The sequence below is a fragment of the Orientia tsutsugamushi str. Boryong genome (assembly GCF_000063545.1).
Classification (GTDB): Bacteria; Pseudomonadota; Alphaproteobacteria; order Rickettsiales; family Rickettsiaceae; genus Orientia; species Orientia tsutsugamushi_C.
Map to the genome: position 1 here is coordinate 819,107 of NC_009488.1, position 14,708 is coordinate 833,814.

The window sequence follows — 14,708 nt, forward strand, 5'->3', positions numbered from 1 at the left end:
TTTGATAGCAAATTTTTATACTAATTTGTTCATAATACATATAACTTGAAAATCACTTATCAATCCTAGATTGTATATATTTTTCGATCATTAGATTAACCTCTAGATTGAAAACTGGCCCCCAATTTCCTAAATTTTCTGTCAACCTTTTGTCAACCTTTTGCTTTAATTTTTTTGTTATATTGACAAATATTGGAAATATATTTATAGTTAAAGTTGAAGCTTGATTAAAAATATTAATAAAAGTTAACACAAGTTAATAGTAGGTTCTATAAAGTATAGAAGTTAATAAAAATTAACTTTTCTTCTCCCTTATATTTGATCTACCTTTGCATTTTTACCTATAGCACATCTTATTGATTATAAGATGAAGCTTAAAGACTAAGAACCAGCCATAACTACTTTTACCAATTTTAGAAATTTTGTTAAAAACTCTATTGCTGGAGGTACGTTTATTATGACAAATTGCTAACTTTGTAGAATCGATGCAATATATACTTTTCAAAAAGCCTATCTGAACTCTAATAGTTAACATAAAAGAGGGATATAATCTAAGGGAGATAAGAATAAGGAAGGGGAATAATTGTTTGCTTAAGATAGTGGTTGATAACATTACGGAGCTGATTATAGGTATAAGGTTTTTCAATGAAGGCTACTACTCCCATGGAATAAAGCAGGTTTTTAGTTTCATAGGTTTGACTATAACCTGAAATAATAATAATAGGAATGCCATACATTTTTGTTACCGTATAAATTTCCTGCACAACTTGCTCTCCACTTTTTTCAGGCATTACCATATCAAGTAATACCAAAGAGTACTGTAATGGATTTTCCTTAATCAACTTAACAGCTTCAAAAGCATTATTAACTGGTTCTGGAGTATATTGTTCAGCATATATATCTAAAGATATCGCATCTAAAATATTTTGATCATCATCAACTATTAAAATGCTTTTATTAACTCTAATATGATTTTCAAGCTCCTTGAGAGAATTAATAGAGTTGCATTCATAACCAAATCCTTTTAATAATTTTGCTATTCTGTCTTTATATATTTTACCAAAAACCTCGCTTTTACTATAAACAGCTTTATTGAAGCCGCCTTCTGGCTGTCGTAATGGTAATCTAAAAGTAAATTTGCTTCCTCTATTATTAGGTCGATTTTCTGCCCAAATTTCACCATGATGTGCTAATATAATTTCTTTAGCAAGTGTTAGCCCTAACCCACGGCCACAAGCCTTAGATTTAGTTCTGCTACTTTCCTCAAATGGTACAAAGATTGCTTCTAGCTCATTTTCTGGTATTCCAACGCCTTCATCTTCAATTGATACTTCTACTCCAGATCTATATGGCTTTACTGTAATTAGAATCAAACCAGACTGAGAATATTGAATCGCATTTGAAATAAGATTCAGCATCACAGTTTTAATTCTGGTATGATCAAATTCAAACATTGTCTCAGCTTGAGGAACATAGTTTAAACTAATTATATGTTTTTCAGCTACATTTACTTTGTTGCACTCAGCAATTATTTCTTTTAGCATTAATTGAAAGTTATTGAGCTCTATGTCAAATATCATCTGCCCTTGTGCAAATTTTGATAAATCAAACAAATTATTGCTGTACGCTACTAATCTCTCGATACCAGAATTTGCTAATGTTACCATAGTTAATACTCTTTCTTTTTCTTTGAGAATCATCTGGGTATCTTTATAGTATTTTGGTAAAAATTTGCTTAGTAAATTAATAGTAGTGCGAACGACTGATAATGGTGACTTTATTTCATGACTTAAATTATTAAGTATATGTTTTTCAGTATTAAGAAGTATTTCCATTTTTTGGCTTTTAGTATTTAAACGCAGATTAAGAACATCAACATCATTTTTTAGCTCTAGCATAGATCTAGTGTTATCTACAAATTGATTTTGTCTTAATCTAATGAACAATAGTATAGCAGTCAATAATGCTAATGCCCATATGACATACATTCCTAAATTATTATCAACTTCATTATAATCAGCTAAGTAACCTCGCCAACTGGCTAATATGTTAAATACTCTAGCTCCAACTGGCACACCTAACAATATCATAAACAAAGCTGTATGCCATTGTAATAATATTCCTGCTACAACTAAGTTAGATATAAAACACATTAGTAATATTGGAGATGAACCACCAATCATAGTTAATAAAGTATTACTAAATACTAAAGTATAAAATATCGTAATATGCCAAATCAGACCTAAATATTTAGTTCGAAAATCTGCATTCCATTTATTATTATATAGCAAAGCCGTAGTCATCACTAACCCTAAAAGTATAACTGACACTTTTGTAACTAACCAAGCTGAGGCAATATTATGTTCTACCTGTCCACATAATGACATAACCATTAATGATGCTGCTGTAATAACGGAGTACTCAATATAATAATGCCTACCACGGAATGTTTCATTATTGCAGTAAGCGCAAATATTATCCCAGCTAAAACTATGAGATAAAGACTTAAAGAAGCTTGAAATAGAATTAATCTGTTGCTTGCGTTTTTCTTTAAGAACATTTAGTGGCCTACGATCACTAGGTCCAACCCATCCTCCTGGCTCCCCAAGACAGTAGTGCATTATCATCATTACCGAGAAGTTTACTATAGCTGTAGGAATTACATCGCCTATTGGTAATACTGCATCAAAATACCTATTCCAAATAAATACAGTTGCAATACCAGCAATCATACCTGATAATATTACTCTAGTAGTAGTTCTAAATCCTAAAATTGTAAACATTAATGGTATTCCTACTATTGCAGTCGAAAAACTTGCTCCAAATAATAATATATCTAATAAGTTTTTTTGCGATAGTGCAATATATAATCCTATTCCTCCGATAAATATGGCAAATATCCTAACTGCTTTAAACTCTAATTTTGCATCATTTTGAAATAATCCTAAAGGCTTGCACAAATCGTTAACAAATATCACAGAAGCAGAATTAATCCATGAATCGGCAGTTGACATAATCATGGCAGATATTCCAATTACTACCAGTCCTTTAAATCCAGGATATGCATAGCTATCTATTATATATGGTACTAAATTGTTAGCTTCTATATTCTGGTGCGCTGATAGCAGTGTTAATCCTATGAATCCAACAAAAATGCAAAACGACAAATGCACAAGAAGCATGACTTTAAAAGCAGTAGCTGCTTGCACTGTACTGCGAGCAATTAAAACTCTATGAAACATAGCTGGATTTATTTCAGGCAATACAAAATAAACAAACATTCCATAATATTTTAGTGTATTGATATTATGGTAGTCTAGTAATATTTTAGGATCAAATATAGGGTTTGTAGTTAAAGTATTTACTATAGATTCCCAACTACCAAACATACCCCAGATAAGTATTGCTAAAGTTGGAATAAATGCTCCAAAAGCTAGAGATTGAAAAACATCAGTAAATACTACAGCCCTAATTCCTCCAAAGGCTGAATATATAATAACTATCATACTGCTAATCAGAGTTGCATATACACTATCTACTCCTAAAAAATGATAGAATATTGTAGAAAAAACTTTAATTTGCATAGCAATTCTTGTAGATGCTCTAATTATAGAACAAATAGCTGTAATGGTTCTAATATGCGTACCATATAAATCTCCCATTACATCTGCAACAGATAACTTACCTAAGAATTCCTGCATCCTTGGAATTAAAATATAAGCCGTTATAAGTAAGTTCAATACTTGCCCTATAACAGGAAGGAAGGCAAGTATTCCAAGTGTGTATATCTGAGATAATTTAAAGCTAAAAGTACTACCACCAATCCATGTAGCTATGAGAGTTGCAGTAAGTGCTGCTGTACTAAAATTTCTTCCACTAATAGCATAATCTCTAACAGACTTTACTTCTTTTCCATACCATAACCCTATAGCTAGATTAGCTATCAAGAATAATCCTACTAAAATTATGTCTATATTTAATGCTGGCATTTAAAACTTACTCCTTATCCTATTATTGTAACTGCAACTACATAACTAACATTATGAGATATAATCAACTTGACGATGGTGCTTTATGATTTTCTTATCTTATATAAATCTTTTTTTAATATATTATATCACTTAATTAATTAATTAGTGATATAATATATTTGCATTGTCAATATCGTACTTTTAGTAGAAAAGTTTCTATAACTAAGTATAAACAAGTGGTATAGATAGCTTTACTGATGCACAACATAACGAAGCAGCTCATTCAAAGACTGCAGAAAGCGTAAAAATATTTCATTTAACTTAATTAGCAAGTATAGCTTTATTCTGAAAGGCAGTTACACATTGGAAAATGAAAAATACATCATCAAAAAAGTCGTTAAATAAGTTTATATAGACTGCCAAAAAATCTGGTAGGCCCAACAGGACTTGAACCTGTGACAACCTCGTTATGAGCGAGGGGCTCTAACCAACTGAGCTATGGGCCTATATAGTAAACTTGATATGATATAAAGCTTAGTTGAAAAATTTTAGCAAGCTTAGTAATACTTGCTACATGTTTGCAAGTAAATATATACTTAATAATATATACAGTCAAGTCTTAACAACACCTTCATTTGTAACTTGTGATTTGATTTTTACTCTCCTTGCGCTAAGCTAAATCCTACTGTATCATTAAATAGATATAGATTTTCCACTTTAATTAGTTCAAATTTGATGCTGTTATCATAATTATCATCTTTAGATTTAGAATTTGTTGAATTATTAATTGTAGCTACTAAATCATTAAGTAGGCTTAGAATATCGTTCATTGTAAGGTTTTTTGCTGTAACAGTCTTATCTTTACCGCTACTTTGTACCATAAAACGACAACACCAATGATCACTGAACATTTCTCTAACAGTACTATGAGGCCATAATTTTAGCCCTTTTGCTGAAATAGTAACTAGGTGCATACCATGCAAGCTACTGAAGCTAGCTATTCTTTTTGTTAATTGCTTAGTAATGAGATGGTAATCAATTATATTATGACTATCAAAAAATACGTCTACTCCAACTAATTTTTTTTGTTGTCTAGTTTCAGTGATAGTTTGAATTTGAGGATTATTGATAATATTGCTTTCGATATCAAGATTGTGATATTCTGCTATCTTTAATTTTTTAGGCTTATGTTCTAAATTGTTAATTATAGCCTGAGCAAATTCTTTAGTTCCAACTTTTGTACTAGAAATGCTTGGATTATAAATATCTGCAGTGTGAATACCATCTTCAATAGTTTTTTTTAAGGCATTTTCTATTTTAGCTGCATGCTCAGTTAACCCAAGATGGACTAACATCATTATAGCTGCATTAAGTAATCCAGAAGGGTTAGCAATATTTTGACCAGCTATATCAGGTGCTGATCCATGTACAGCTTCAAACATAGCATAGTCTTTACCAATATTTGCTGAACCAGCTAGTCCTATTGAACCAGAAATTTTAGCTGCAATATCAGATAAGATATCGCCATATAAATTTGATGTTACTATTACATCGAATTTTTGAGGAGAGCTAATCAAACGTGCGCTACCAATATCAATAAGATAATGGTCTACTTGAATATTGCTATATTGACTTGCTATTTCATTAAATGTTTTATGAAATATTCCATCTGTAAATTTCATGATATTATCTTTACTAAAACAGCTGATTGTTTTTCTATTATTTTTTAGTGCGTACTCAAAAGCAAACCGAATAATTTTTTCACTACCACTACGACTAATTAACTTAACGGATTCATATGTATCTGCTGTATGATGATATTCAATACCTGCATATAAATCTTCTTCATTTTCACGAATTATTACTACATCTATTTCTGGAGCTGAAGTATTAACAAATGGAAAATAAGAACAGCTAGGTCTAACGTTTGCATATAATCCTAAAGTTTTTCTTAGAGTGACATTCAAGCTTTTATATCCTCCACCTTGAGGAGTAGTAACAGGCCCTTTAAGTAATGCTTTTGTACGAAATATTTGAGACCATGTATCTTCAGTAATACCATAAGTATAGTATTTGTTGTATAATTTTTCGCCTATTTCTATTGTTTCAAGCCTTAAAGGTACAGCTGCTTCTTTTAAAACATAAACTACTGCTTCCATAATTTCTGGGCCAATACCATCACCATATGCAATTGTTACTGGAATAACATTTTTCATGCTTGCTATTAAGGTTGTGTTATATTTTTATCTTTAGTTTAGTATATGTAGTATATGCGCTAAATATATAAAGAAAAGCTATTTTTTTATACTAATTTATGAATTTATATAGTTTAAATATACACTTATTCAGTGTGGAATAATAAGTCAGTGAAAGTAGTAATATCAAGTTTATGATTATTAGAGTAGGTAGTAGAGCAAGCAGATTGGCATTGATACAGGCACAAGCAGTAGTTCAAAAAATTAATGATTTACTTGGGTTAAATGCTATAATAATTCCTATTAAAACTACTGGTGATTTAATTCAAAATAAAAACCTTTATGATATAGGAGGTAAAGGGCTATTTTTAAAAGAAATAGAGTATGCCTTATTGAATAATACTATTGATATTGCTGTTCATTCCTTAAAAGATGTGCCAGCTTATTTACCTGATGGATTACAGCTTGCAGCTGTACTAGAAAGAGGTGATGTTGGCGATATGCTTGTATCTAAAATAGCAAATAAAATTACTGACTTGCCTTTAGGTGCAATAGTTGGAACTTCTTCTGTACGAAGACGAATACAGCTATTAATGCTTCGTCCTGATCTTAATATTGTGTTATTTAGAGGTAATGTTGATACCAGATGGAATAAAATTATCAATAATGAGGTAGATGCAACAGTTTTAGCTGCTGCTGGACTACAGAGATTGAATTATGATACTAGCCGTTTTTGTAATATTATTCCTCAAAGTGAGATGTTGCCAGCAATTGGGCAAGGAGCAATTGCAATTGAAGCTAGAAAAGACGATAAACTAATAATGCCATTATGTGCTAAAATTAATCATCAGTTAACTTGGCAATTAATACAAGTCGAAAGAGGTTATTTAAAAACTTTAAATGCAGATTGTAACGTTCCAATAGGTGGGATTGCAAGCTATATTGGTAATAATAGTTTTGAGGCTAAATTTATGCTTGGAGATTATAATATGAGATATTTTTTTTATTCTGAGGTGCGTGGAAAGTTACAACATGGTTACGATATTGGAGTTGAAGCAGCAAAAAATTTTCAAAAAAGATTATTTATCTGAATTTTATTTGATCTATTTAGCAACTATATGTCTATGTTATGCTATCCAACATCTAATAATTAGGGAAAGCTTTAGCTAAAATACGTATATGATGAAACGATATAATATAACTGAGATATACAAACTGATAAACTATGATTGTATCATGATTATTGCAGTTTTTATCATGAGTTATTTTTTACCTCAAAAGTAATTATTTTGGTAGTTTTAATATTTATTAATTTGTAGGTAAAAGTCCTGATAAACTACAACATAATCTATAGTATTATTTTATTTTTATAAGAAGCTTTAGAAAATTTTATGAGTAACAAAGATCTGATAGTTGCATATTTTGCTAGTATCGTCCAAGTATGTAATTATGCATTATTTGGGCATGCAATTACTTTTTTAGCTGCTGAATATATGCCACCTGATGTTTCAACTAATCCTACTACCAGTATCTTTATTTTGCTAGGAGCCACTTCTATTGCTAAACCAATAGGAGCGGTAATATATGGGATTATAGGTGATTATTATAGCCGAAGATTAGCAATTAGAACAGCTTCATTACTATCAACACTAGCTGTAATCTCTATTGGGTTTATACCTGCATACCAAAGAATAGGGATGTTATCGAGCATTTTATTTATTCTATGCCGTAGTATTTTTATTATGGGGTTAATAGGTGAGACTGATGGAGTGCGAATATATGTATTTGAAGCAGTAGATAAGTACAAAAACTTAGCGAACGGAATAATAGCTGGTTGTTGGCAAATAGGAGCACAATTAGCTGTATTGCTTTTATTAGTAGCAAATATTAATAATTTTCAATATAGTTGGCGCTTCTGTTTTATTACTGGAGGAGTATTAGGATTGTTGGTGTTTTTTCAGAGTAAACATTTAAAGATTAATAATATCAAAACTTCAAAAACTACAACAGCAAGCAAATTATTTCAGTCCTGTAAACTTATACCAGGATATTGGAGGTTACTAATACCCTGTATAATTATACAGGGATGTATTGGTGCTATTTATAGTTTTCAACTATATTTTTTCCCTGTATATGTTATTAAAATGCTAAACATTGTTGACTTCAATAATATGAATTTTACTATTGTATTAGCATTATTATTATATTCTATAATGGCTGTATGGTCAGGATATTTAGCAGATAAATATTACTTGCATTATCAAACCATCTTTTCTGCTTTAATGTTAAGTATAGTTTTCAGTACAGTTAATATGGCTATGATGATAAATTATCAAGAATTCTTACCAGTATTATATATTATACCAATTCTATTAATACCTTTTTATTCTGTTCCGCTACAGGTAAAAGTATGTAAATTATTTTCTGATAATATTAGACTAAGATTGTTTAGCTTATCACATTCTATTGGATCAGTATTAATATCAGCACAAATATGTGCTATATCAGCATTAGCATATAATAAGGCTAATTTTTTGCCAATGCTGATTTTAATCTTATTATTTCTTATCTTAGGGCTTACAGTATTAGTAATAAAACCTAGAATACAGTAAATTATGTCTTGTTAATACTGTTTTGACACATTATTGTTTTTAATGTTAACTTATATAGCTAAACTACTATAAAACAATTTTAATAATAAGATGTTAAGATGTAATGAAAAAGTAATTAGTATGACATATTCTATAGACTTTAGGAAAAAATGTGCTGGACATAAATGAAAGAGAGAAAATCAGTTTTAAATCAGTATCAAAACGTTTTGTGATAGGAAAGAATACAGTATTTGTATTGCATTAAAACATATTGCGTTAAAAAACAGAAACAGAGCTTTAACAAAAATTTTTATTGATAAACTAAAAGAAGACATGAGACAAGATAGTAACGCATATCAATATGAAAGAGCTGAACGACTATGAGTAAGTAAGTTAGGTATACAAAAAGCTTAAAGAGATTAAATATTACATATAAGAAAAACTTTAAAACATCTAAAGTCAAAAAAGAAGAGAGATTAAAATTTCAGAATAAAATAAAACGATACAAAGACAAAGAAAAAATTATTTTCTTGATGGATGAGAGAGGTTTTGTTCATAGTACAATTAGAACTCACAGATATGTAGCAAAAGGCATGAGATGTTACTTAGGTTATGATTCATCAGTCAAAGAGAACTAATGTTAAGCAGCACTAGTAGATAAATTTCTGCTAACAGTATCAATTTTTGATTGCAATGTTAATCTGCTATTTTAAACTAGACCTCTTTCGAAACTGGTTAAGGTAGTTCAAAATTATTGCTGATAAATATCGAAATAGACGTAAAAGATTCGGTCTGTGCGTCAAGAAAAGGTGAATTAATCTCACTGGTGAAAGTCCAGTTATGGAAGGAGAAGCTAGATCCACCGTATAGCGAGTCTTGTGCTGCTGAAGGTAACGACAGTAGTAAAGCGTAGACAGTAGACTTCTTTCGAAACTATACAATGATGTAAAATGGTGTTATAAAAATCTGATTTGAAGTAATAATGAAATTAGATCAGATTAAAGAGTTAAAGGATGAAAAATTTCGTCGATTAACAGTAGTAAGGAAGGGAACATTCTCAAAGATGGTGGATATTTTGAGGAAAGCTGATGGTGTTAAGAAATCAAAAGGAGGGCGTAAAAATAAGCTCAATTTGGAGGAACAGTTATTGATGGCCTTAGAATACCTTAGAGAATACCGTACTTATTTTCATATAGGTCAGAACTATGGGATTAGTGAAAGTTCAGCATATAAAGCTGTAAAATGGGTAGAAGACACCTTAGTTAAACACCCAAACTTTGCTCTTCCAGGTCGTAAAGCTCTAATGAATAGCGATATGAATTATGAAGTAGTCTTGATTGATGCTACTGAGAGTCCAATAGAAAGACCCAAAAAAAACAAAAATTCTATTATTCAGGAAAGAAGAAAAGGCATACACTAAAGACTCAAATAGTGGTAGACAAGAAAACACACCAAGTAATATGTACAGATTTTTCTAACGGTAAAAAACATAACTTTAGATTATTTAAGGAATCCAAAATTCTTATCCATCCTAAGATTAAAGCGATTACTGATACAGGATATCAAGGTATACAAAAAATTCACAATAATTCTGCATTACCAAAGAAGAAAAGCAAGAAAAATCCTTTAACTAAAAATGATAAAAAGAATAATCGTAGGTTAGCAGGAGAAAGAGTTGTCAATGAAAACTTTATTGGTATGCTAAAACGGTTCAAAATTATTGCTGACAAATATCGAAATAGACGTAAAAGATTCGGTCTTAGATTTATTTTAATCTCTGGCATTTATAATTTTGCACTACCTTAACCAGTTTCGAAAGAGGTCTAATCTAAATCAAGACATAAAGTTTAATAATCTTGGACATATCATTGATTTAAAGATATTAGAAGAACAATATAAGGAACTCGATAGCAAGAAAGCGATAGGAATAGATGGTATAACCAAAGAGGATTATGGTAAGAAGTTGAAAGCAAATCTGCTCTCGCTTCTTACTAGAATTTGCAATGGGAAATATCAGGCTAAACCTGCACGAATACACGAATAACGGAAATTCCAAAAGAAGATGGAGGCAAAAGACCTTTGATAATATCATGTTTTGAAGATAAGATAATCGAGTCTACAGTAAGCAAGATATTAAACTCTGTGTTTGAGCAAATATTCTTAAAGTATTCATATGGATTTCGACCTAAATTAAATGCACACGACGCTTTAAGGGAGTTAAATAGACTTACGTATAACTTCAATAAAGGGGCTATAGTAGAGATTGATATAACAAAGTGTTTCAATACAATCAAGCATTGTGAGTTGATGGAATTTCTAAGAAAGAGAATATCTGACAAGAAATTTCTAAGACTAGTTATGAAACTGATTGAAACACCAATCATAGAAAATGGTACTATAGTTACTAACAAAGAAGGTTGTCGTCAAGGATCAATAGTTTTACCAATCCTGGCAAATGTCTTTCTGCATTATGTTATAGATAGCTGGTTTGCAAAAATCAGCAAAGAAAACTTAATGGGACAAACAGGAATGGTGAGGTACTGCGACGATATGGTATTTGTCTTTGAAAAGGAAACAGATGCGAAAAGGTTTTATGATGTTTTGCCTAAAAGGTTAAATAAGTATGGGCTAAATATCAATGAAGCTAAATCACAAATGATAAAATCTGGTAGAGACCATGCTGCAAATTTAGCCCAACAATGCAGGAAGATCGCAAGTTATAATTTTCTTGGATTTACTTGCTATTGTGGTAAATCAAGATTTGGCACAACATGGAGACTAAAATATACCTCAAGAAGAGATCGTTTTACTGAGAAACTGAAAGGACTGAGAAAATATTTGCGTGGTCAGCTAAATACGCAAGACAAAACGCAGGCATTATCACAAGTCATTAGAGTTATTAGGTGAATGGATCAACTATCATGGTATATCTGATAATAAAAGACGAGTAAGTTCATTTATCAACCAAAGTAAACGGGCAATATATAACTGGTTTAATAGAATGGGAGGAAAACGTAAGGTAAATTGTAAAAGACTAACCGAGATACTTAAAAGAGTAAATTTTCCTAAAATTGGAAAGATTGTCTCAATGTTCTAGACAACAAATAAGGCATAATGCTTATCTTATTTTTGAGAGCCGGATGCGGTAATTCTGCAAGTCCGGTTCTGAGGAGGGGCCTAATTGAGCAATTGGTTAGGTCTACTCACATAGATTTAATTTGACCTCTGGCATTTATAATTTTGAACTACATTAACCAGTTTCGACAGAGGTCTATTATATAGACCTTGCTTAGGCCGATTCTTCAATATCTCAAGTTTTTGGTTAAAATTATTAATTTTGGCTGTAGTTTTTAAATATCTATTTTCTATTATGCTATTTAATCTATACTTTCAGAATATTAGTCCAAAACTTTTCTAGCAGTTAAATCTTGAGAGGAAGGTATCAAAAAAATAACTTTATAACCAACAGATTTTATTAATTTTATTGCTTCTTTTTATGCTCAAACCTCGTTGTAAATGACTATATATATGTAAATACTATACCAAAAATTCAAGAATTTATTAATAAATGCAGTAACATTGGCACATTAAATGTTAATATTGATAAAATGAGTAAAATTGCCGTGCTAATAAATCTTATAGAATTGACTGTTATTCTTAGTAATTTTGTCTTAATGGATTATATGGTACTGGGGCATTATTTGGATGTCCAACACGGGATGAGAAGGATTATGCTGAAGAATTTTTGCACAACACATAAATTCTTCTAATTATAATTAGACATTATCTCTTGTAGACTTTTCATCTTTTTTCTTATCCTAAACTGACATTAAAAGTGATTTTTAATTTTTTACTAAAGTTCTTATTTTGAACAAGTGCTCAATTACAGATTGATTTAAAAAGAATGGCATGATATATATTACTCGATTAATGTATATTATATTCTTTATCAAAAGACGTATTTAGTATTACAAAGTCAAACTATATAAGGAGCTTAGAACATGCATCGTGGGAGCAGTACGCAATTTAATATCCAGGCAATGGGTAGCATCCAATTATGTAAGATGCTTAAAGATAGAGATGTATTATCCAAACCTATTATAACAGAGATTTACAATAGAGCTTTGTTTTTACTGCAAACTGAAGATGCAAGATACAATAGATTGCAGTTTGATGCTAGAGGCTTAGCAACAATTCTATATCAATTTGCAAAATTAAACTATGTTATAGGTTGGGAGTTTATTGAGGCTTGGACAAATAAAGCTATAAATCTTAATGGATGAGTTTAACCCTCAGGAGTTAGCTAATTCCATATGGGCATTAGGACGGTTAGAAATTCATCCATCAGATCAATTTATTAATGCTTGGATACATCACGCTACTAAAACTATTGATAACTTTAATACTCAAAATTTAGCTAATTCCATATGGGCGTTTGGACGGTTAGGAATTCATCCATCAGATCAATTCATTAATGCTTGGATACATCACGCTACTAAAACTATTGATAACTTTAATACTCAAGGGTTAGCTAATTCCATATGGGCATTTGGACGGTTAGGAATTCATCCATCAGACCAATTCATTAAGGCTTGGATACATCATGCTACTAAAACTATTGATAACTTTAATACTCAAGGGTTAGCTAATTCCATATGGGCATTAGGACGGTTAGAAATTCATCCATCAGACCAATTTATTAAGGCTTGGATACATCATGCTACTAAAACTATTGATAACTTTAATACTCAAAATTTAGCTAATTCAGTATTGGCATTTGGACGGTTAGAAATTCATCCATCAGATCAATTCATTAAGGCTTGGATACATCATGCTACTAAAACTATTGATAACTTTAATACTCAAAATTTAGCTAATTCAGTATTGGCATTTGGACGGTTAGAAATTCATCCATCAGATCAATTCATTAAGGCTTGGATACATCATGCTACTAAAACTATTGATAACTTTAATACTCAAGGGTTAGCTAATTCCATATGGGCATTAGGACAGTTAGAAATTCATCCATCAGATCAATTCATTAAGGCTTGGATACATCATGCTACTAAAACTATTGATAACTTTAGTCTTCAAGAGTTAGCTAATTCTATTTATGGAATATTCACATTAAATGTTTTATGTAACTCTAAAATTAAAGTACCACAGCAATTTATTTCTGCTGTTAATCAAAATATTGAACTGTTTGATGAAAATAATGAGTGTATTAGTCAAATTTTAAAAGCGCATTATTATTTTGGTAAACAAGGTGTAGGAATATTAACTTCACAAAATCGTCAACTTCTTGAAAAAAAGTTTAAAACCAAATTAACACCTTGTCATACTTCAAATTTACAACTAAATGTTCTGAAGGTAGTCAAAAAAGTATTAGCACAACACACTGTTAAAAGCGAGCATTATATTAAGCAGATTACTTCTAGTGTTGATATCTTTATTAAAGAGAAAAATATAGTAATTCAAGTAGATGGCCCATCCCATTTTGATGACAATAATGCTCCCAATTTTTCAACTAGGCTTAATACTGAATTATTGAAAAGTTATGGATACATAGTACATAGAATTCCATATTGGGTTTGGAATAAGTTAAAAACAAATATTGCCAAAGAAGAATATATATGTGAATTGATATGCACTGATGAATTTGTTTCTCAATCAGAGATGTTAGAGGAGGTGTTCTATGATGCACAAGAGAATATATCAGAGCAATCAACAAGCGAAATTTTACCTCATTCTGAATCACAAATATCAGATGATGATGTATTTTATGATGCGTACGAATATATTCCACAAGATCCATTAACACATGAATCTTTATCTCATTATGACATGCAAGCATTTGGTAACATAGATTTTCCTGATTTTGAGACACGTAGTTTGTAATCCTTTTTACAAAAACTTAGCAAGCTTTTGATGCGAATGTATGCTAGAAAAAT

Annotated in this window: 10 protein-coding genes, 1 tRNA gene and 1 pseudogene; 7 read left to right on the top strand and 5 right to left on the bottom strand. The window is 30.6% G+C overall.

Translation table 11 applies throughout. The features are described 5' to 3' along the window. Nucleotides 1-52: 52 nt before the first annotated feature. From OTBS_RS04005 to OTBS_RS04020, 5 genes and pseudogenes are all read right to left on the bottom strand, one after another. Nucleotides 53-253 (bottom strand): hypothetical protein, encoded by a 201-nt coding sequence (locus tag OTBS_RS04005; RefSeq protein ID WP_011944470.1) that lies wholly within the window; start codon nt 251-253, stop codon nt 53-55. 102 nt (nt 254-355) lie between these two features. Continuing rightward, nucleotides 356-535 (bottom strand): annotated as a pseudogene (locus OTBS_RS11860) (transposase); the annotation flags it as partial. 16 nt (nt 536-551) lie between these two features. After that, a complete protein-coding gene (locus tag OTBS_RS04010; RefSeq protein WP_011944672.1) occupies nt 552-3,989 on the bottom strand; it encodes a sodium:solute symporter family transporter in 3,438 nt (1,145 codons plus the stop codon). 411 nt (nt 3,990-4,400) lie between these two features. Then, nucleotides 4,401-4,477 (bottom strand) — tRNA-Ile (locus OTBS_RS04015). A 150-nt stretch (nt 4,478-4,627) separates the two neighbouring features. Continuing rightward, nucleotides 4,628-6,187: an NADP-dependent isocitrate dehydrogenase gene (locus tag OTBS_RS04020; protein WP_011944673.1), complete on the bottom strand. Its 1,560-nt coding sequence runs from the start codon at nt 6,185-6,187 to the stop codon at nt 4,628-4,630. A gap of 173 nt (nt 6,188-6,360) precedes the next feature. On the opposite strand from OTBS_RS04020, the gene hemC reads away from it, so the two are divergent. The 7 genes from hemC (at nt 6,361) to OTBS_RS11880 (ending at nt 14,655) form a co-directional block, all read left to right on the top strand. Further along, on the top strand, nt 6,361-7,257 hold the full coding sequence (hemC, locus tag OTBS_RS04025) for a hydroxymethylbilane synthase (protein ID WP_011944674.1): 897 nt from the start codon (nt 6,361-6,363) through the stop codon (nt 7,255-7,257). 300 nt (nt 7,258-7,557) lie between these two features. After that, nucleotides 7,558-8,778, top strand: coding sequence for an MFS transporter (locus tag OTBS_RS04030; RefSeq protein WP_011944675.1), 1,221 nt, complete (start codon nt 7,558-7,560; stop codon nt 8,776-8,778). Nucleotides 8,779-9,739: 961 nt separating this feature from the next. Further along, nucleotides 9,740-10,563, top strand: a protein-coding gene (locus OTBS_RS11870) for an IS5-like element ISOt6 family transposase (RefSeq protein ID WP_157866345.1) whose coding sequence is annotated in 2 segments (ribosomal slippage) — nt 9,740-10,127 and nt 10,127-10,563 — 825 coding nt in all. Because the reading frame shifts where the segments join, the coding sequence is not laid out codon by codon here. Beyond that, nucleotides 10,550-10,801 (top strand): hypothetical protein, encoded by a 252-nt coding sequence (locus tag OTBS_RS16250; protein WP_041621208.1) that lies wholly within the window; start codon nt 10,550-10,552, stop codon nt 10,799-10,801. The genes OTBS_RS11870 and OTBS_RS16250 overlap by 14 nt, the downstream gene beginning before the upstream one ends. Nucleotides 10,802-10,836: 35 nt before the next feature. Beyond that, nucleotides 10,837-11,664, top strand: coding sequence for a reverse transcriptase domain-containing protein (locus tag OTBS_RS04050; protein ID WP_041621209.1), 828 nt, complete (start codon nt 10,837-10,839; stop codon nt 11,662-11,664). Nucleotides 11,665-12,821: 1,157 nt separating this feature from the next. Beyond that, entirely contained in the window at nt 12,822-13,040 is a 219-nt protein-coding gene (locus tag OTBS_RS16255) for a hypothetical protein (protein ID WP_232488909.1), read from the top strand. Next, entirely contained in the window at nt 13,033-14,655 is a 1,623-nt protein-coding gene (locus OTBS_RS11880; protein ID WP_011944676.1) for an RAP domain-containing protein, read from the top strand. The genes OTBS_RS16255 and OTBS_RS11880 overlap by 8 nt, the downstream gene beginning before the upstream one ends. Nucleotides 14,656-14,708: the final 53 nt, after the last annotated feature.